This is a genomic window from Nocardia halotolerans (genome assembly GCF_042650145.1).
Taxonomy (GTDB): Bacteria; Actinomycetota; Actinomycetes; order Mycobacteriales; family Mycobacteriaceae; genus Nocardia; species Nocardia halotolerans.
In genome coordinates this window covers 1-19,385 of the sequence record NZ_JBHSDL010000018.1, presented here as the reverse complement: position 1 = coordinate 19,385, position 19,385 = coordinate 1, and the positions used below count along the sequence as shown (strand labels likewise).

General features: G+C 66.6%; 15 protein-coding genes. 10 read left to right on the top strand and 5 right to left on the bottom strand.

Annotation, left to right across the window (positions count from 1 at the left end; translation table 11 throughout):
• Together ACFO5K_RS18410 and ACFO5K_RS18405 are read left to right on the top strand one after the other, a co-directional pair.
• A partial coding sequence (locus tag ACFO5K_RS18410; protein WP_378564161.1) for a type I polyketide synthase occupies positions 1–4,599 on the top strand: 4,599 nt, incomplete at its 5' end.
• Between the two features lie 54 nt (positions 4,600–4,653).
• On the top strand, positions 4,654–7,041 hold the full coding sequence (locus ACFO5K_RS18405; protein ID WP_378564158.1) for a type I polyketide synthase: 2,388 nt from the start codon (positions 4,654–4,656) through the stop codon (positions 7,039–7,041).
• Here the strand turns inward: ACFO5K_RS18405 and ACFO5K_RS18400 are convergent.
• From ACFO5K_RS18400 to ACFO5K_RS18380, 5 genes are read right to left on the bottom strand one after another with little or no spacing between them, the layout of a single operon-like run.
• Positions 7,008–8,111, bottom strand: coding sequence for an HAD-IIIC family phosphatase (locus ACFO5K_RS18400; protein ID WP_378564155.1), 1,104 nt, complete (start codon positions 8,109–8,111; stop codon positions 7,008–7,010). The two genes, ACFO5K_RS18405 and ACFO5K_RS18400, sit on opposite strands and share 34 nt — an antisense overlap.
• A complete protein-coding gene (locus ACFO5K_RS18395) occupies positions 8,108–9,283 on the bottom strand; it encodes an acyl-CoA dehydrogenase family protein (protein ID WP_378564152.1) in 1,176 nt (391 codons plus the stop codon). Before ACFO5K_RS18395 ends, ACFO5K_RS18400 begins: the two co-directional genes overlap by 4 nt.
• Complete coding sequence (locus ACFO5K_RS18390) at positions 9,276–9,572, bottom strand: hypothetical protein (RefSeq protein WP_378564149.1); 297 nt, start codon at positions 9,570–9,572, stop codon at positions 9,276–9,278. The genes ACFO5K_RS18395 and ACFO5K_RS18390 overlap by 8 nt, the downstream gene beginning before the upstream one ends.
• Positions 9,569–10,420 (bottom strand): 3-hydroxyacyl-CoA dehydrogenase family protein, encoded by an 852-nt coding sequence (locus ACFO5K_RS18385; RefSeq protein ID WP_378564146.1) that lies wholly within the window; start codon positions 10,418–10,420, stop codon positions 9,569–9,571. The genes ACFO5K_RS18390 and ACFO5K_RS18385 overlap by 4 nt, the downstream gene beginning before the upstream one ends.
• 18 nt (positions 10,421–10,438) lie before the next feature.
• Entirely contained in the window at positions 10,439–11,101 is a 663-nt protein-coding gene (locus ACFO5K_RS18380; RefSeq protein WP_378564143.1) for an O-methyltransferase, read from the bottom strand.
• A 419-nt stretch (positions 11,102–11,520) separates the two neighbouring features.
• Here ACFO5K_RS18380 and ACFO5K_RS18375 point away from each other — a divergent pair, with 419 nt between their 5' ends.
• The 8 genes from ACFO5K_RS18375 to ACFO5K_RS18340 all read left to right on the top strand — a co-directional run.
• Positions 11,521–11,802, top strand: coding sequence for an acyl carrier protein (locus ACFO5K_RS18375; protein ID WP_378564140.1), 282 nt, complete (start codon positions 11,521–11,523; stop codon positions 11,800–11,802).
• A complete protein-coding gene (locus tag ACFO5K_RS18370; RefSeq protein ID WP_378564137.1) occupies positions 11,789–12,769 on the top strand; it encodes an acyl-CoA desaturase in 981 nt (326 codons plus the stop codon). Before ACFO5K_RS18375 ends, ACFO5K_RS18370 begins: the two co-directional genes overlap by 14 nt.
• Positions 12,759–14,432: an AMP-binding protein gene (locus tag ACFO5K_RS18365; protein WP_378564134.1), complete on the top strand. Its 1,674-nt coding sequence runs from the start codon at positions 12,759–12,761 to the stop codon at positions 14,430–14,432. The genes ACFO5K_RS18370 and ACFO5K_RS18365 overlap by 11 nt, the downstream gene beginning before the upstream one ends.
• A 4-nt stretch (positions 14,433–14,436) precedes the next feature.
• Complete coding sequence (locus ACFO5K_RS18360; protein ID WP_378564131.1) at positions 14,437–15,477, top strand: SDR family oxidoreductase; 1,041 nt, start codon at positions 14,437–14,439, stop codon at positions 15,475–15,477.
• Positions 15,477–16,406 carry an SDR family NAD(P)-dependent oxidoreductase gene (locus ACFO5K_RS18355; RefSeq protein ID WP_378564128.1) on the top strand — a complete coding sequence of 310 codons (930 nt, stop codon included), beginning with the start codon at positions 15,477–15,479 and terminating at the stop codon, positions 16,404–16,406. Before ACFO5K_RS18360 ends, ACFO5K_RS18355 begins: the two co-directional genes overlap by 1 nt.
• Positions 16,403–17,290: a class I SAM-dependent methyltransferase gene (locus ACFO5K_RS18350; RefSeq protein WP_378564125.1), complete on the top strand. Its 888-nt coding sequence runs from the start codon at positions 16,403–16,405 to the stop codon at positions 17,288–17,290. Before ACFO5K_RS18355 ends, ACFO5K_RS18350 begins: the two co-directional genes overlap by 4 nt.
• A gap of 10 nt (positions 17,291–17,300) precedes the next feature.
• Positions 17,301–18,689, top strand: a complete 1,389-nt coding sequence (locus ACFO5K_RS18345) for an NAD(P)/FAD-dependent oxidoreductase (protein ID WP_378564122.1) — start codon at positions 17,301–17,303, stop codon at positions 18,687–18,689.
• 19 nt (positions 18,690–18,708) lie between these two features.
• Positions 18,709–19,385: acyl carrier protein (locus ACFO5K_RS18340; RefSeq protein WP_378564119.1), on the top strand; the 677-nt coding region annotated here is incomplete at its 3' end.

The window sequence follows — 19,385 nt, the reverse complement described above, 5'->3', positions numbered from 1 at the left end:
TTGGCGATGGATCCGCAGCAGCGGTTGTTGTTGGAGGGGGTGTGGGAGGCGTTCGAGGATGCGGGTATCGATCCGGTGTCGTTGCGGGGCAGCGACACCGGCGTTTTCGTCGGCGCGTGCGATTCGGACTATCGCCATCTGGCCCGATCGAACGGCACCGAGCTCGAGGGTTATTGGGCTGTGGGTTCGGCGGGCAGTGTGGTGTCGGGTCGGGTGGCGTATTCGTTCGGGTTGACGGGTCCGGCGATCACGGTGGATACGGCGTGTTCGTCGTCGTTGGTGGCGATCCATCTGGCGATGCAGGCGCTGCGGCGAGGGGAGTGCGGACTCGCCTTGGCGGCCGGTGTCGCCGTGTACGCGACGCCCAGCCTCTTTGTCGAGTTCTCGCGGCAGCGGGCCATGTCTCCCGACGGGAGATGCCGCTCGTTTTCCGAGGACGCCAATGGTGCGGGTTGGTCTGAGGGTTTGGGTGTGTTGGTGTTGGAGCGTTTGTCGGATGCGGTGCGTTGTGGGCATTCGGTGGTGGGGGTGTTGCGTGGTTCGGCGGTGAATCAGGATGGTGCGTCGAATGGTTTGACGGCGCCGAGTGGTCCGTCGCAGGAGCGGGTTATCGGTGCGGCGTTGGTGGATGCGGGGTTGGTGTCGGGGGATGTGGATGTGGTGGAGGGTCATGGGACGGGGACGGTGTTGGGTGATCCGGTGGAGGTGGGGGCGTTGATGGGGGTGTATGGGGGTTCTCGGGTGGGGGAGCCGTTGTGGTTGGGTTCGGTGAAGTCGAATATTGGTCATAGTCAGGCTGCTGCGGGGGTGGCGGGTGTGATCAAGATGTTGATGGCGATGCGGTATGGGGTGTTGCCGAGGTCGTTGCATGTGGGTGTGGGTTCGTCGGGTGTGGTGTGGGAGGGTTCTGGGGTTGGGTTGTTGTCGGAGTCGAGGGTGTGGCCTGAGACTGGTCGGCCGCGTCGGGCGGGGGTCTCTGCCTTCGGAGTCTCGGGCACCAATGCGCACGTGATCCTTGAACAGGCCCCGCCGCCGAAGCCCTTCGGTGACGCCGAGCCGCGGCCGGGTGCCGAACCGGAGTCGTTGTCGCCTTTCACCGCCGGCCCCGTGGTGTGGGTGCTCTCCGCCAAATCGGCGGGGGCGCTGGCTGGTCAGGCCCGACGGCTGCGCGAGCGAATGCTCGCCGATCCCCACCTCGACCCGGTGGATGTCGGCTACTCCCTGCTGACCACCCGCGCCGGCCTCGCACACCGCGCGGTGGTGATCGGAAGTGACCGCTCCGACCTGTTGGCCGGACTGGTCGCGGTGCTGGAAGGCCGCACAACGGTGCCGGACCGACCCGGCGCCCGCGTGGTGGTGGGGCGGGCCCGGCGTACCGGCCGAGTCGGCTTCGTCTTTCCCGGTCAAGGCGGGCAGTGGCAGGGAATGGCAGTGGATCTGCTCGACGCGTCACCGGTTTTCGCGGCGCGGATGGAAGAGTGTGCGCAGGCCCTTGCCGCCCACGTGGACTGGTCGTTGGTCGCGGTGATACGCGGTGAGTTGGGTGCGCCGTCGCTCGAACGAGTCGACGTCGTTCAACCGGTGTTGTTTTCGGTGATGGTGTCGTTGGCGGCGCTGTGGGAGTCGCTGGGTGTGCGTGCCGACGGGGTCGTAGGGCATTCACAAGGCGAGGTTGCCGCCGCGTGTGTAGCGGGCCGATTGTCGCTGGCGGACGCGGCGCGGGTGGTCGCGGTGCGCAGCCGGTTGGTACACGAACGTGTGGTCGCCGTCGGCGGCGACGGGCGGATGTTGTCGGTGGCCGAGTCGGCGGATCGTATCGGGGCGCGGCTGCGGCGCTGCCCGCAGGGAGTGTCGATCGCCGCGGTGAACGGCCCGGCGGCCGTTACCGTCTCCGGCACCGCGGCTGCCCTGAGCGAGGTCTTCGACAGCTGTGTGGCCGACGGCGTATGGGTTCGATGGATCCCGGTGGACTACGCGTCGCATTCGCCGGAGGTGGATGTGGTGCGTGAACCGCTGCTGGCGGCCCTGAACGCACTGGTGGCCGACGACAGTGCGGTCCGGTTCCATTCGACGGTCACCGGCTCCGAGGCCGGAGGGGCCGAACTCGTCGGCGACTACTGGTTCCGCAACATGCGCGATCCGGTGCGATTCGATGTCGCGGTGGGGTCGATGGTGGAGCTGGGGTATCGCACGTTCGTGGAGATCAGCCCGCACACGGTGCTGACGGTTGCCGTGGACCAGGTCGTCGAGGCAGGCGGGGTGGAGGCTGCCGACGTGTGCACGGTGGGTTCGTTGCGCCACGAAGACGGGGGCGCGGAGCGGTTTCTGTCGTCGCTGGCGGAAGTATTCGTCACCGGTGTCGAGGTGGATTGGCAGGTGTTGTACGCGCGCCGTGATGCCCGGCGGGTGGCGCTGCCGACCTACGCTTTCGACCGCGACCGCTACTGGGTCGACGGCACGGTTGAGCTGGCCGCCACGGCCGTCGGGCCCGAGCGAGCGCTCTGGGAATCGGTGGAGCGGGGCGACATCGATGAATTCGCTCGATTGCTGGCCGCTGACACCGCCGAACACGGAGCGGCGCTCAGCACCGCCATGACGCTGCTGTCGGACTGGCACGGCAGCCACCGCGGAGGCACCGATTCCTGGCGTTACCGGGTGGATTGGCTCGCGACGGCTTTCGCGGACGGGCCGTCGCCGAATGGTCCATGGCTGGTGCTCGTTCCGGCGGCGGGCACGGCGGATGAGCTGGTGCGAGGCTGTCTGCGCGCCCTCGATGAGAACGATTTGCCCACCACTGTTGTGGAGTGCGATACCAACGGCGCTCACCGGGCTGCGCTGACCACAGCGATCGAGGGCGTGCGTGCCCGCGGCACCGAGCCCGCCGGCGTGCTCTCGCTGCTCGGTCTCGATGACCGCCCGCATTCGCACCACCCGTCGGTCACCCTCGGCTCGGTGGCCACCGTGCTGCTCGTACAGGCGCTCGGTGACATCGGGCTCGACGCCCCACTGTGGCTGGCCACCTGCGGTGCGGTGTCGGTCTCCGACGATGACGCGGCGGCGCTACCCGCACAGGCGGCACTGTGGGGGTTCGGCCGGGTCGCCGCTCTGGAACTACCCGATCGCTGGGGTGGCCTGCTCGATCTTCCCCGCGAACCGGGCGAACTGGATTCCGACGCGATAGTTGCGGCGCTGTGCAACGGCGATGGCGAGGACCAGGTGGCCGTGCGCGCGCACGGGAGCTACGTCCGCCGTCTGCGCCGTGATCGGTCGAGCGGCCCCGGCCCCCAGGCATGGCAGCCGAGCGGAACCGCACTCGTCACCGGCGGCACCGGCGCGCTCGGCGCCCACGTCGCGCGGTGGCTGGCCACCAGCGGCGTACGCCATCTGATCCTCACCGGCCGCAGCGCCGGATCGTCGTCAGATACCGAGAAGCTGCTGACCGACCTGTCCGACACCGGTCTCACCGTCGCGATCGAGGCCTGTGACGTCACCGACTTCGACGCGCTGGCAGCGCTTTTCGACCAAGCCCGGGAGAGCGGACGACCGGTCCGCACTGTCGTGCACTGCGCGGGCATTTCCGCGCCGCTCGCCATCGACGCGATCACCCCGGCGACCCTGGCACAGGACATGGACGCAAAGACCGTCGGCGCGCGGAACCTCGCCGAACTGGTCGACCCCGAGCACCTCGACGCGTTCGTCCTTTTCACCTCCGGCGCGGGTGTCTGGGGCAGCGGGCTGCTCGCCGGATACGCCGCGGCGAATGCCTATCTGGACGCCTTCGCTCACGAACTACGCGCTCGTGGGATTCCGGCGACCGCCGTGGCATGGGGTGCGTGGGCCGGTGCCGGCATGGGATCGGACGACGTAGGTAGGGAACTGGCCCGCCGTGGCATCATCGGCATGACACCTGGCCGGGCGGTCGGCGAGCTGCATCGTGCACTCGGCAACGCCGAAACCACCACGGTGGTGGCGCATATCGAATGGCAGAGCTTTCTCGCCGCGTTCGCGGCGCGACGGCACAGTAGATTCCTCGACGAGTTGTCCGGTGCTGCGCCGGTGGTGGCCGGTGATGGGCACGAGGTCGAAGTGATCGCCGGACTGGCTGAGTTGCCCGATCGCGCGCGACGTAAGGTGTTGCAGCAGCAGGTGATCGCGCACGCGTCGGCGGCGGTGGGCTACGACGACCCGGCGCGGCTGGCTCTCGATGCCACCTTTCAGGAGCTGGGTTTCGACTCGATCGCACTGGTAAAAACCGTGCGCCGACTGTCCGAGGCCACCGGTGTCCGTCTGCCGACCACGGTCATTTTCGACCACCCCACCCCGCAGCAGCTCGCGCTGTTCCTCGACCAGGAGATCGTGTCGCGCCGTGACGGTGCGTCTCCGGCGGGTGGGGAGGGTCACCTGGGGCACGTTGAAGACTGGTTCCGCGGGCTCGATCCGGGTAGCGACGAATACCTCGCGGCGCTGCGGCGTTTGACCGAACTCGTCGGCGCTGCTCGCCTGTCGGCGCCGGGGGCCGACGCCGAGTCGGCCGATCTGGCCGAGCTTTCCGACGACGAATTGTTCGAGTTCGTCGATGACGAATTGGGGCTGTCCTAGCCCGGACCCGGATCGACCCACATCGCCGGCGCGGTGCGGAAAAGGAAGGCCAGCGTGGACGAGAATACGCAAAAGCTGCGGGAGTACCTTCGCAAAGTCATCGACGAACTCCAATCGTGCCGTGCGCAACTGCAGCAGGTGCGGGCAACGGCCCGGGAGCCGATCGCGATCGTCGGTGTCGGATGCCGCTATCCCGGCGGTATCGAATCGCCGCAGGATCTGTGGCGCACCGTCGCCGACGGTCAGGACACGATCTCCGCGCCACCGCTGGATCGCGGCTGGTTCTCGGACCCGGCCCAGGTGGCGCTGTTGCGGCAGGCCGAGGGTGGATTCCTGAGTGGTGCAGGCGATTTCGACGCAGAGTTCTTCGGGATGACGCCCGAGGAAGCACGGGCCACCGATCCGCAGCAACGGTTACTGCTCGAGACCGCGTGGGAGGCTGTCGAGCGGGCGGGTATCGACCCGCACTCGTTGCGGGGCAGTCGAACCGGAGTTTATGTGGGCGCGTTCTATCGTCTGTACGCGGCCGGTGCCTCGATCTTCGACGATCCCGACGACCATCTGGTCACCGGTGTCGCGGGCAGCGTGATGTCCGGGCGCATCGGCTACGCGCTGGGATTGGAAGGACCCGCGGTCACGGTCGATACCGCGTGCTCGGCCTCGCTGGTGGCTGTCCACATGGCCTGCCAATCGCTGCGCCTCGGCGAAAGCGAGTTGGCGCTCGCGGGCGGGGTGGCGGTGAACGCCACCCCGCACATGTACACCGAATTCGCGCGTTCGATCGGGCAGGCGCCGGACGGCCGCTGCAAATCCTTCGCAGCCGGTGCCGACGGCACCGGCTGGAGCGAGGGTGTGGGATTGCTCGTGCTCGAACGGGTGTCGCGTGCACGGGCGAACGGCCATCCGATTCTGGCGTTGATCCCCGGCTCGGCGACCAACCGGGTCGGGGCCTCCAATGGCTTGGCCGCGCCGAACGGGCAGACCCAGCAGCGGGTGATCCGGCAGGCACTCGACGAGGCGGGCCTGGCACCCGACGACATCGACGTCATCGACGCCCACGGCTCGGGAACGCGGCTCGGCGACTCGATCGAGGCCAACGCGCTGCTGGCTGCTTATGGCCGGTCGCGCCGGGCCGATCGGCCGCTGCTGCTCGGCTCGGTGAAGTCGAATATCGGCCACGCGCAGTCGTCGAGCGGCGTCGCGGGCATCGTCAAATTGATCGAGGCCATGCGGCACGGAGTGGTACCCAAGACCCTGCACGTGGAACAGCCGTCACCCGACATCGACTGGTCGAGCGGGGCGCTGGAGCTGGTGACGCAGAACCTGCCGTGGCCGGCCAATGACGGTCCACGCCGGGCCGCAGTGTCGTCTTTCGGAATTTCGGGGACCAACGCGCACATCCTGCTGGAGTATCCGCCGGACGACCGCGAGACCGCCCACACCCCGCCGGATGCGCCCGCGCCGGCGTCCATCGCGTGGCCGATTTCGGCGGTGACACCGGCGGCGCTGGCCGCACAGGCGCGGCGCCTGCTGGACCATGTACGAGCCCATCCCGAGCTGCGGCCCGTTGACATCGGCTATTCGCTGGCGACCACACGCTCGCACTTCCCGCAGCGGGCCGTCGTTCTCGGTGGCAGCCGGGACGAGCTCATCTGCGCCGTGTCGGCCCTGGCCGATGGTGCCGACACCGCGACGGTGATGCGCGGTACGGCCGGGCCCGACCACGGGATTGCCTTCGTCTTCCCCGACGTCGTGACAGAGCCGGACTTCGGGTCCCCAGACGCGCTGCTGGCCTTTCCGGTGTATGCCCGCGCCTTCGGCGAAGTAGTGCGGACCGCCACCGGCGGTTCGGAAGCGGCCGCCGAAATCTCCACAGAGCTAGGATTTTTCGCACGGGAGCTGGCTGTGTACGCACTCTACGAATCGTGGAATATGCGGCCAGAAGTGGTGACCGGGCACGGCGTCGGTGAGATCGCCGCGGCCCACGTCGCGGGGGTGCTGTCCCTGGCCGACGCTTGTCAGCTGGTGGCGGCGCGGACAGCACTCGAGACTCGGGTGCCGAGCGGGTCGGGGGCATCGGAACGGGCGATGCCGGCAGGCACGGTGGAGTATCGGGAACCACAGGTGCCGCTCGTCACGAGCACCGGCGAGCATCCGTCCGTGCTGCGTTCGTCCGAGTACTGGGCGCGGCAGTCGAGCGAGCCGCCGGACGACACGTCGATCACGGCGGCGCTGCGCGCACACGGCGGTGCCCGGTCGATCGAGATGGTGGCCGGCGAACTCCGGACCGCACTCGAGGTGGCGGCGCGGATGCACTGCGCCGGAGCAGATATCGCTTGGCAGGCGATATTCGATGGGTTCGGTGGTACCCGCGTGGGACTGCCGACCTATCCGTTCCAGCGCGAGACCTACTGGTGGGTGCCGTCGGTGGCGGAGAGCTGAACAGGAGAGAGAGGGACGGAGCTGAGCCGCAGCGTCGTCGGCGGCTCGTGCACCGCCGGTAGCAGGTGCAGGCGGGTGAGGCTCTGTCCGTCGGTCGCGAGTTCGGCCCGGCAGTCGCACGGGTCGTCGGTGTACCCGGCGAAGCGGTAGGTGACCTCCATGATCCGATTGCGGTCCGTCGCACGGAAGTCGGCGATCAGATGGACGTTGTTGCGAGCCGCCTGAGTGGACAGCCAGTCCAGGATCGCGCCACCGACACCGATCGAGACGACGCGGCACGAGGTCGCGAACAGTTCCAGATGCCAAACGGTGTCGAATTTTTCCAGCAGCACGATGCCGATCGCGCCGTACGGGCCGAACCGGTCCGACAGCGTGGCGACGAGCACCTCGTAGCGAGGATCATCGAGTAGCCCACGCAGGGTCGGTGCCGGGTAGTGGACCCCTGTGGTGTTCATCTGGGTGGTGCGCGCCGTGAGTTCCTCGACCCGGGCCAGATCGGCCTCGCTCGCCCGCTCGATCCGCAGCTCCAGCTCGAGTGTCCGCAGGAAGCTGTGGTCGGGCCCGTCGAAGCCGTCGCGCTCCGCGTCACGGCGAAATCCGGCCTGATACATCTGCCGGCGCTGCCGCGAATCGACGGTGGCCGTCGCGGGGGTGAATTCGCTGAGCGTGGTCAGAGTGGCCACCTGTTCGGCGGTGTAGCACCGCACCTCGGGCAGATGGAATTGCACCTCCGCCCGTTCGGCGGGCTGGTCGTCGACGAAGGCGACAGCGGCGGGCGCGAACTTCAGCGCCTCGGCGATCTCGCGGACGGAACGAGACTTCGGCCACCAGCCGATTTTCGGTATCACGAAATACTCTGCCAGCCCGGCTTCTTCGAGACGCTGCCAGGCCAGGTCGTAGTCGTTCTTGCTGGCGATCGAATTCAGGATGCCGCGTCGGTCAAGCGTTTCGATGGTGCGGCGCACGGTCTCGAACGGCGTGCCCGCGCCGCCCTCGAGTAGTGTGCCCTCCCACAGCGTGTTGTCGAGATCCCAGACGAGGCATTTGACAGGTGCGGATTGCGCGGTCATGAGGTCGGCCCTTCGACGGTGTCACGTTCGGTGTTCGAGATCGCATGTTCGGCGAGCAACAACTGGCAGATCTCGTTGCTGCCCTCGATGATCTCCATGAGCTTGGCGTCTCGGAAGGCGCGCGCCACCACCCCATGGTCGTCGGCGCCCGCCGAGGCGAGTATCTGCATGGCCGTCGCGGCACCCGCGGCGGCGTGTCTGGCGCTGGTGTACTTCGCCAGAACAGTGGCGGCGACAACCTCGGGTGAGTTGTCGTCCCAGCACCGGCTGGCGTGTTCACAGGAGCGCGTCGCCGCCTGCTCGGCTACATAGAGTTCGGCGAGATGGCGCGCGACGAGCTGATGCCGGTTGATGGTCACCCCGAACTGCTCGCGCGTGACGGCATGCCCGGCCGCCGCGGCCAAACAGGCGCGCAGGATCCCGACGCATCCCCACGCGACGGAAAATCGCCCGTAGGACAGCGCTGCCGTCACCAACAGCGAGATCGAGGGACCACCGCCACCGAGTATGTCGGCGGCGGGCACGCGGACACCGTCGAGATCGATATGTGCGTGGCCCGCGGCGCGGCAGCCGACCGGAGCCGGCACAGGGCGCAGCCGCACCCCCGGCGCCCGCGTCGGCACCAGCACGGCCGCACCGCCACCTTGGTAGCGCCCGAAAACGACCAGCAGATCCGAGGATACGGCCGCGGTCGTCCAGCACTTGCGGCCGTGGATCACGACCGTGTCGCCCTCGGGACGAAGCTCGGTGCGCATGGCAGCGAGGTCGCTGCCCGCCCACGGCTCCGACATTGCGACCGCCGCCAGTTTTCCCTGGGCCAGCGCGGGTAGTTGTTCGCGCCGCTGACGCCGGTCGCCGAGTCGTCGAATCGCCCAGGCCGCCATACCCTGCGAGGTCATCACGCTGCGGGTGGAACTGCACAGTCCGCCGACGAAGGCCGTGAACTCGCCGTTCTCGAGGCTGGTCGCGCCGAGGCCGCCGTAAGCCGAATCCACTTGTGCGCACAGCACTCCCGTGCGCCCCAACTCACGCAGTACTTCGACCGGTATGACGCCTTCGGTATCCCACGTGTCGGCGTGGCCTGCGATGGTGCCACGCACCAGTTCACGTAGCTCGGACAACCGCGGGCCGGCAGGACGGGGTGCGTATTGCTCGAGTACCCGATCAGGCATCGAGATCACGATCGTCGTCGGCACGCAGGCGCAGCACCAGCGCTACCATCCGGGCGACGGACCGGAAATTCTCCAAGGTGAGGTCGTAGCCGACGATAGCGATATCGAAGTTGCTTTCCAGGAAAACCACCAATTCCATCGCGAGCATCGACGACGACAGGCCGGTCTCGACGAGGTCCTGGTCAGTGGTGACCACTGATTTGGTCTTGGTCTCGAGGTAGGCGATCAGAGCCTGCGCCACCTCGTCCGCGGTTACTGAGTCGGTTGTCGTCATTTCATCGCTGGTCATGTCGCCATCCCGTCGTAGGTGTAGAAGCCGGCACCGGTCTTCTGGCCGAGTTCGCCCCGGCGCACTTTCTCCAGCAACGCCTCGCACGGGCGGTAGCTGTTGTCGTCGAGCCGCTCGGCCAGCACGATCAGCGAGTCGACGAGGTTGTCGAGCCCGATCAGGTCGGCCGTGCGCAGCGGCCCGGTCGGGTGCCCGAGGCAGCCCTGCATCAGCGCGTCGACCTCGGCGGCGGTAGCGACACCTGTGCCGACCAACCGGGCCGCGGAGTTGATCATCGGGTGCAGCAGCCGGCTGGTGACGAAGCCGGGGGAATCGCGCACCACCACGCTGCGCCGACCGAGCCGGTCGAGCAGGGCGGTCACCGCCGTCATCGCCGCCTCGCCGGTCTGCCGACCGCGCACCACCTCGAAAGTCTTGATCAGATATGGCGGGTTCATGAAGTGGATACCCACCAGCTGCCCGGGCCTGGTCACCGCCGTGGCCAGCTCATCGATCGGAATGCTGGAGGTATTGGAAATCAGCAGGGCCTCGTCGGCGATCACGGAAGATACTTCGGTGAGCAGCGCGCGCTTGAGGTCGGTGTTCTCGGTGATCGCCTCGACGACGATGGCCGATTCGATCCGGCCATCGGTTGATTCAGCGGTCGTCAAGTCACCGAATGTCGTATCGCCCGGAAACGAACCGAGCAATTGACCGTGCCGCTGTTGCTGTGCGACAAGTGTGCCGGCACGATCCAGGGCGGTGGCGTCAGGGTCCACGAGGTGGACCGGAATTCCGTGGCCCGTTACCAACGTGGCAATGCCTGAGCCCATTACGCCGGCGCCGAATACGGTGATGCCGTCGATCATCGAACCTCCCATGTTCGGCTATCGCTTTCGCGCAAGTGTTATACCGTCTGCTACGACCAGTAGTACGATGTCGACCCGAGGATCGTCGGACATCCGCGCATTGAGAATGCGCACGGCCTCGGTTTCTGGATCGGTCGCCTCGGGATCAATGACCCGGCCGCGCAGTAAAGTGTTGTCGATGACAATGAGCCCACCGGGTCGCAGGAGAGCGACAGCGGATTCGTAATATTCGGGATAGCCGGTCTTTTCAGCGTCGATGAAAATGAGGTCGACGGACTCGGGCCCGAATTCTTCGGTCAACTCCGCGAGAGTCTTGTGCGCGTCGCCGATGCGGGGTTCGATGCGGTCGGCTACCCCGGCGCGGCGCCAGTGCTGCTCAGCGATATCGAGCCAGCGTCTCGAACTGTCACAGGTGATGAGCGTGCCACCGACGGGCAGCGCCTTCGCCATGACCAGCGCGCTGTAGCCGGTGAAAGTGCCGATATCGACGACGCGCGCGGCCCCGCACAACTTGACACAGAGCGCGAGTAGTTGCCCCTCTTCGGGCATGAGCTGCATCGCGGTGCCGAGCGGCAGGTTCGCGGTGATCTCCCGGAGTTCGCGCAGCACCGGGTCTTCACGCAGAGACGTAGTGCGGACATACGCCATCAACTCGTCGGAAACATCGATCTGATCAGCCATGAATCACCTCGGGTGGCTACGCGGCGCTCGCGTAGCCACCGCTCCCCTTTCGCTTTGTCGTGGCCCGCTTCGTGTCGGGCACGCTGGGTGAAACAACGCGCGGACCAGCCACTTCTTCACGGTAAGTGGTAGGGGTTGGCCGGCTCAAATCTCCCGACGCCGGGAGGATCTCCCGGCGTCGGGAGATTGCAGGGCCGGCCGCGAGCGCTCGGGCCGGAGGTTTACGGTGACGCCGAGCCCCAGGTAGATTGCTGTGTGTCCGGACGTGGAAATGCGGCGCTTACCGGCGAACTCGAAATTATCAATGGGGTTCCACAGTTATCGACTCCTATGCGGAGGTGCCGATTCAGATCGGCTGACTGATGGTGCGGATATGCCGCGAGTCCCGGTCGCGTGAGTCGATTCAGGAGGTAATTACATTGATTACGATCGGCGAAGTAGAGGCCCTTATCCGCCGCCAGATGCGGGGCAAGCAGAGCAAGGACATCGTCATCGACGAAACGTCTGAATTGCGCGACCTCGGGTTGTCCAGCCTGCAGATAGCGGAGGTGGTGTTCAGCTTGGAGGAAGAGCACGAGCTCGAGTTCGATCCAGCTCGTTCCGCGGATGCGAAGACACTGGGTGACCTGATCCGGCTGGGAAACGAGGCGCTGACAGACAGAGCGACCGTGGCGGAAGGACAGACCGGTGGACGGGCGTGACCATTACGGATTCATCCTCGCCTCGTCGCTACTCCCGCTCGTCGGTGTCGTGGCCGCGATCGTGTTGCTCTGGAACAAGTACGTCGGCCCCTCGGACCTGATTGCCCTGGCGATCATGTATTCGATTGCCATTCTGGGAATTTCGGCCGGGTACCACCGGCTGCTGACGCACCGTTCGTTCGGTACGTCGCGCCCGATCAAGATCCTGCTGACCGTAGCGGGCACGATCGCGGGACAGGGCCCGGCACTGATCTGGTGTGCGCATCATCGGCGCCACCATCGAGTGGCCGACAAACCAGGTGACCCGCACAGTCCCTATCTCGAGCACGCCCCCGGCATCCGCGGTGCGCTGCGTGGCCTGTGGCACTCGCATCTGGGTTGGCTGTTCGACAAGGACCTCACTTCCGATCCGATCCGGTACTGCCCGGACCTGGCCCGGGACAAGGACGTTCGGTTCATCTCGCTGCACTTCGTGGAGATTGTCATCGCTGGCATCGTGCTACCCGGCCTGATCGGGCTCGCGCTGACTCAGACCTGGCAGGGGTTCCTCACAGGTGCGCTCTGGGGTGGACTCGTGCGGATCTTTCTGGCCAATCACGTGACCTACGCCGTGAACTCGATCGGTCACTACTACGGCAGACGCCGATTCGAGACGCCCGACGAGTCGCGCAATGTGGCATGGCTGGCGCTCCCGTCGTTCGGTGAGGCCTGGCACAACAACCACCACGCCTTCCCGAAGGCCGCCTTCCACGGGATGCGTTGGTGGGAGGTCGATCTCACCGCGGTGTTCATCCGGGCGCTGGAAGTCACCGGTCTGGCATGGGACGTCGTACGCATCCCGAACGACCGCATCGAAGCCCGTGCGGCAGGTTTGGCGCGTGTCGGCGGTGGTCGGCTCGCGCCGGCCGCTCCGCCGAAACCGCTGGCCGAGCAACCTCAGCGCGACGGAGCTGCCGATGTCGAATGAAGGACGTTCCGGGCCGGGACTGTGGGACCGGCTGACCGGTACCGACCGGCCGCTCCGAAATTCTCTGCACTGCTGGGCCGACAACCGCTATCAGGAGACCAGCTGGGACGCGGTGATCCGCGCTGCCGAGGCAACCACTGCGGGTTTGCGCAACGCGGGCGTTCGACCCGGAACCCGGGTGGCGGCTGTGCTCACCAACAGCGCACACGTGGTGGAAGGGCTGCTCGGCGTGTGGTTCGCCGGTGGTTCGGTGGCATCGCTCCCGGTCCCGGCCCGCGGGATGACCTTCGAGGAGTACGCTGCGCAGCTGACGGTCATCGGCGAGCAGCTGGAGCCGGTGGTCTTCCTGATCGAGGCGAATCTGCTGGCGTTGCTCCCGGATTCGCTGACCGCGCGCTTCCGATTCCGGTCCTGGGAGTCGTTCGCCGGTACCGGTCGGGTGCCTGTCGCGCCGCCCGGCGACGACGACATCGCTTTCATCCAGTACTCCTCGGGTAGCACGAGTTCGCCCAAAGGGTGTGTACTCACGCCGCGGGCGATCGCGGCGCAGCTCGACATCATCGCCGATCTGATCGATGCCCGCCCCCATCGCGACGTGTTCGTCTCCTGGTTGCCGCTCTCGCACGACATGGGCCTGTTCGGTGGGCTCCTCTCGTCCTGGGCCAACGACTTCTCGCTGTATCTGTCCACCCCGGAACGGTTCACCTTCGCTCCGGCCACCTGGTTCTCGGACATGGCGGAGTTCGGTGGCCGATCCAGCGCGGGTACCAACACCAGTCTGTATCTGGCTGCACGCTCGGCCCGCCGAGCCAAGCGGATGCCCGCCGGCGGGCTCGGTGCGGTCGAGAACTGCATCATCGGCGCCGAACGGATCGATTGGGAGACACTGACCTTCGCTGCGGAATCGCTGGCGCCGTACGGATTACGGCCGAACGGTCTGGTTCCCGCCTACGGTCTGGCTGAAGCCACACTCGCGGTGACCGCGATGCCGAAGGGGGAGGAGCCGTGGCGGCGGGTCGTGGTGGATGCCACCGCGCTGGCCGACTCCGAACTGATCGAGGTCGAGCCGGACGACCCGCTCGGCGCCGCCGTGGTCAGCGCCGGTGTGCCGTGTACCGGGGTCGAGCTGGTGGAGTCGGGCAGCGGTCGGCTCGACGAGATCGTGGTGCGCTCACCGAGCACGGCAGTGGGCTACTGGGCCGACGAGAGCCGTAGTGCGCAAACCTTCCGTGACGGCGCGCTGCACACCGCGGACCTCGGATTCGTCAAGGACGGGCATCTCTATCCGGTGGGGCGCACCGACGATCTCATCTCGATCGCCGGTCGCAAGGTATACGCGCGCGAAGTGGAAAGCGTCGTCGACGGGATCGAGGGTGTGCGCCGTGGTTGCTCGACACTGGTCGCTCACCACGCCGGATCGGGGCAACGACTGATGTTGTTCATCGAGGTCAACGGCAAGCAAGCCGACTACAACGAGGTCGCCTCGGCGGCCGCCGAGGTGGCTATGGCCAAGGCCGCCGTCGCGCTGGACGAATGCGTGTTCCTCGATCGCGACAGCTTGCCGAAGACACCGACCGGCAAGATCCAGCGGCATCGCTGCCGGAACCTGTTCGAAGCTGGACGATTCGATCCGTTGGCCGTCATCGACCTGGCAAAGGGGTGAGGCGATGTCTCTCCGATCCGACGGTCCGCGCACCGCGCTGCTCACCGGAGTCTCCGGTGTGGTCGGACGTGCGGTCGCCGCCGAACTCCGCGGTTTCCACGTCGTCGGTCTCGCCCACTCCGATACCGACGTTCCCGAGGCCGACGAGGTCCTCCAGGCGGATCTGCGGCAACCTCGGCTCGGCCTGAGCGAGTGGCGATGGGCCGAACTGGCCGAACGTGTCGACGTGATCGTCCATTCGGGCGCGCTGACCGAGTGGGGGCAGCCCCGCGAGGTCTACCAGGGCATCAATATCGACGGCACGGCACGGGTCGTCGAGCTCGCGCAGGCGGCGGCCGCACCGATCCACCTGATCAGCTCCTGCTTCGTGCACGCACTGGAGCGCGGCCGGATCGAGGATTTGCGCCCGGGCAATGTGGTTGCCCCCTACATCTGGTCCAAGTTGGAAGCCGAGCAGTTGGTGGCGCACAGTGGACTGCCGTACGCGATTCACCGGCCCACCAACATCATCGGCGACTCGGCGACCGGCGCCAGCAGTAGGCCGCAGATCGTGCAGCAGCTGTCCGGATGGTTCTGCCGCGGCAAAGCACCGTACTTTCCGTTGCATCCCGGCAATCTGATGGACTTCGTGCCGCTGGACGTGACCGCACACGCCATCGCCAGAACAGTCGAGGCGGGTGCGCTCGGCCGAGTGTGGTGGCAGACCTACGGCGCGGAGGCGATGAGCGTCGACGAGGCACAGCAGATCATGGTCGACCACGCGGCCACGCTCGGCCGAGTAGTCGCGCCGGCCCCGGTGGTGGATCCGACCCAGCCGCTGCCCCTCGCGCTGGAACGCATCGCGCCGATCTCGCGGAAGTTCCTCCAGGTGCTCATCGATACGAGCGAGGTCACCCACGCCTGTGGTGGGGTACTGCCCAGCTCGCTGCCGGAACTACGCGCCGAGTTCGGCGTTCCGGAGGTCAGCGACCGCGACGCTTATCGGCGCACGCTCGAGTACTGGGCCACCTCTCGGCTCGAATCCGATCGGAAGGAATCAGCGTGATGGACACCGTCAATGGTTGGCAGCCACCCGATTTGGGCGGCAAGGTCGCGATCGTGACCGGTGCGAGCCGCGGTGTGGGCCGCGGCATCGCGCTGGCGCTCGGTGAGGCGGGTGCGAAAGTGTATGTGACCGGGCGCAGCGTCCGGGGTGAACCGACCACCGAGGGGCTGCCCGGCACGATCGACGACACCGCCGACGCAGTGACCGCGCGCGGCGGACTCGGCGTGGCGATACGCTGCGATCACACTGACGACGCCGACACCGAGAAGTTGTTCGCCGAGGTCGCCGAGTCCGATGGCAAGTTGGATCTGTTGGTGAACAATGCCTGGTCGGGTTACGAGCGGTGGCCGGAGGCGAAATTCGACGCGCCGTTCTGGAAGCAACCACCCTGGCGCTGGGAGCTCTTCGCCGGATCGTTGCGCGGGCAGTTCGTGGCTTCGAGATTGGCTGCGCCACTGATGATCCCGCAGCGCAGTGGGCTGATCGTCAATGTGTCGTTCACCGACGGCGACGTCTACCTCGGACAGACGGCCTACGACGTGTGCAAGTCGGCCTCGGACCGGATGGTGGTCGGGATGGCCTACGAGCTACGCAAGCACGGTGTCGGCGCGGTCGCCGTGCATCCCGGATTCGTGCGCACCGAACGGGTCGAGGCGGCTTGGGAACTGCTGGGCGACGGACCCGCGCAGGTCGTGCACTCCCCGGAATACGTGGGGCGGGCGATCGCGCATCTGGCCGTCGAACCGGAGATCGGCGAGCAGTCCGGACAGCGGCTGGCCGTCGGGGATCTCGCGGTCCGCTACGGGTTCGCCGACACCGACGGCCGGCAGCCGCCCCCGTTCCATCTCGAGGGGCGGATCACCCTGGCCGCCCGGATGGAGCGGCTGAACCGAGTGGTCGAATCAAGCCGGGGAGCGGGTGCGCGATGAACGTCGAATCGGACTATCGGGGTGCGTCCCCGCAGGCGATCCAGAGCCACTACGACATCGGCAACGAGTTCTACGCGCTGTGGCTGGATTCCTCGTTGACCTATTCGTGCGGCCTGTGGACGGATCCGCACGGCAGCGCCGCACAGGACACACTCGAGGCCGCCCAGGATCGCAAACATGATCTGCTGATCCGGGAGTCGCGCGCTGTCGGCGCACGCCGGGTCCTCGACGTGGGCAGCGGCTGGGGCGCACTGTTGCGTCGACTGGTCGAGCAGCACGACGTCGAGCAGGTGGTCGGCCTGACGCTGAGCCAGGCCCAGGCGGATTCGGTCGCCGGCTGGGCCGACGGCCGCTACGACGTCCGCGTGCAGAACTGGGTCGAGCACCGCCCGCCCGCACCGTACGACGCCGTCATCTCGATCGGAGCCTTCGAGCACTTCACCGACATGGGTCTGCTCCGCCCGCAGCGAATAGCCGCGTATCGCGAGTTCTTCCTGCGCTGCCGCGACTGGCTACCGCAGGGTGGTCGGCTCGCACTGCAGACGATGCTCAAGGGGAACAACACCCGCATGGATCGGCAGACCGTCCGCGATCTGCTGTTCATGATCGACACGATCTTTCCGGAATCCGAACTGCCGTGGCTTTCAGAAATATTCGAAGCCAGCGAACGCCTGTTCGACGTGGTCTGGGTGCGAAACGACGCCGACCACTACGCGCGCACCTGCCGGGAGTGGAACCGGCGCATGCTCGCCGATCGTGGCCTCGCCGAACAGATGGTGGGCCCCGAAGTGGTCGAGAACTACGAGCGGTACCTCAATGCGGCCGCCGACGCGTTCGAGAAGCGCCATCTCGGCCTCGGGCGCTTGATTTTCGAACGGGTATGAGGAGACAGCGATGGTAGGTACACAGTCGGCCGGCGCCAAGTCGGGCAATACCCGCGCATTCGAAGCGAAGCACGAAATCTATTGGCGGGAGACCGAACACGTTGTTCCTGGCCCGGCGCTGCGCGAGGATGTCGAATGCGATCTGGTGATCGTCGGCGGTGGGTACACCGCCATGTGGACTGCCTTCTTCCTGAAACAGGCCGATCCGTCGATGGACATCCACATTCTGGAGTCCGAGTTCGCCGGAGCGGGTGGGTCGGGCCACAACGACGGATTCGTGACGCCGACGATCGGGCACAGTCTCAGCGCGCTGGTCCACCGGTTCGGTGCCGAACGGGCCAAACTCGCCTACGCCGTGATCGGAAAGTCGATGCTCGAACTCGACCGATTCTGTCGTAAGCACGGTGTGGACGCAGAATTCGAGCGCACCGGCTACTTCCAGGTCGCGACCAACGAGGCGCAGCGCGCAATGCTGGAACGCGATATTGATCTCATCGGGAAGTTCGGGTCCGGGTCCGCGATCGAGCTGCTCGACGCCGCCGCCGCACAGGAGCGGATCGGTTCACCGGCGATCCAGGCAGCCTTCAAAGTGGGCGGGGCACTGATCAATCCGCACAAACTCGCGCGGGGGTTGCATCGGGTGGTCACCGAGATGGGCGTGCACGTCCACGAGTCGACGAAGGTACTCGAGGTGAACCGCACATCGCGCGGACATGTCGCCACGACGCCGCTCGCGCGGGTCACCGCTCCCAATGTGCTCCTGGCCACCAACGCCTATCAGCATCAGTTCTCGCAGTTCAAGCACAAAGTCGCTCCGGTGTGGAGCTACGCCGCGGTCACCGAACCCCTCACCGACAAGCAGTTGGCACAGGTGAACTGGCCCGATCGTGAGGGATTCGTCGAAGCGGGCAATTTCATCGTGTTCGGGCGTCTGACCGCGGGCAATCGGTTGCTGTTCGGTGGTGGCAAGGTCGAATACCACTTCGGTCGTGGCATGGACGAGAGCAAGTACATCGATAGTCCGGCCGCCACCGCCGCGCTGCGCGCCGTGCTGGAGCGCTATTTCCCGCAGTGGCGTGATGTCCGGTTCAGTCATACCTACGGCGGTGCCGTGGCGATGACCCGGGAAATCATTCCGCACGTCGGGACGCTGGGCGATGGTGTCTTCTACGGTCACGGCTACTGTGGCAACGGCATCGCGCTCACGCACGCGGCTGGAAAGGTGCTGCGCGACCTGATCTTGCGTCGCGACACCACCTATACGAACCTGCTGTTCGTGAACGGCAAAGAGAAGCCCTACCCGCCCGAACCGTTCTGCTATCTCGGCGCGAAGGGGCTCTCCGCCCTGCTTGCCGCCCAGGACCGCTACCCAGGCCTGATTCGCGGGCAAATCGTTTGACCAACCACGTGGAGCTCCCATGACCGCTGACGCGTATCCGTCCTCGTCGCTGTCCGAGCGTTTGGCGGGGATGCCCGCCGCGCAACGCTACGCCGTTGTCCTGCACATGGTGCGGTCCGAAACTGCGGATCTGATCGGCCAGGAGATCGAATCCGTCGACCCCGACCGGGCGTATCGAGACTACGGATACACCTCGCTGGCAGCCGTCGAACTGACTCGAATGCTCTCGGAGACAAGCGGAGTCGAGCTGCCGATCACACTCCTGTTCGACTATCCGACTCCGGCGCAGGTGGCTCGCCACCTGCTCGAGCGAGCCGATCCGTCGAGTCGTGTCGAGGCCACGCCCACCGCGACGCGGGCCGATCTCGACGAACCCATCGCCGTGGTCGGGATGGCTTGCCGGTACCCCGGTGGCGCGAACTCGGCCGAGCAACTCTGGCAGTTGGTGTCCGACGGGGAAGACGCGATCAGTGAGTTTCCCACCGATCGTGGTTGGGATCTCGCGGCGCTCTACCACCCTGATCCGGATCATTCCGGCACCTCCTACGCACGGTCGGGTGGGTTCCTGCCGGGTGCTGCGGATTTCGACGCGGGGTTCTTCGGTATCGGTCCGCGTGAGGCGTTGGCGATGGATCCGCAGCAGCGGTTGTTGTTGGAGGGGGTGTGGGAGGCGTTCGAGGATGCGGGTATCGATCC

Coding starts and splice junctions, on each gene's coding strand:
- ACFO5K_RS18400 (WP_378564155.1), bottom strand. CDS start 8,111: ATGACCGCGCAATCCGCACCTGTCAAATGCCTCGTCTGGGATCTCGAC.
- ACFO5K_RS18395 (WP_378564152.1), bottom strand. CDS start 9,283: ATGCCTGATCGGGTACTCGAGCAATACGCACCCCGTCCTGCCGGCCCG.
- ACFO5K_RS18390 (WP_378564149.1), bottom strand. CDS start 9,572: ATGACCAGCGATGAAATGACGACAACCGACTCAGTAACCGCGGACGAG.
- ACFO5K_RS18385 (WP_378564146.1), bottom strand. CDS start 10,420: ATGATCGACGGCATCACCGTATTCGGCGCCGGCGTAATGGGCTCAGGC.
- ACFO5K_RS18380 (WP_378564143.1), bottom strand. CDS start 11,101: ATGGCTGATCAGATCGATGTTTCCGACGAGTTGATGGCGTATGTCCGC.
- ACFO5K_RS18365 (WP_378564134.1), top strand. CDS start 12,759: ATGTCGAATGAAGGACGTTCCGGGCCGGGACTGTGGGACCGGCTGACC.
- ACFO5K_RS18360 (WP_378564131.1), top strand. CDS start 14,437: ATGTCTCTCCGATCCGACGGTCCGCGCACCGCGCTGCTCACCGGAGTC.
- ACFO5K_RS18355 (WP_378564128.1), top strand. CDS start 15,477: ATGGACACCGTCAATGGTTGGCAGCCACCCGATTTGGGCGGCAAGGTC.
- ACFO5K_RS18350 (WP_378564125.1), top strand. CDS start 16,403: ATGAACGTCGAATCGGACTATCGGGGTGCGTCCCCGCAGGCGATCCAG.
- ACFO5K_RS18345 (WP_378564122.1), top strand. CDS start 17,301: ATGGTAGGTACACAGTCGGCCGGCGCCAAGTCGGGCAATACCCGCGCA.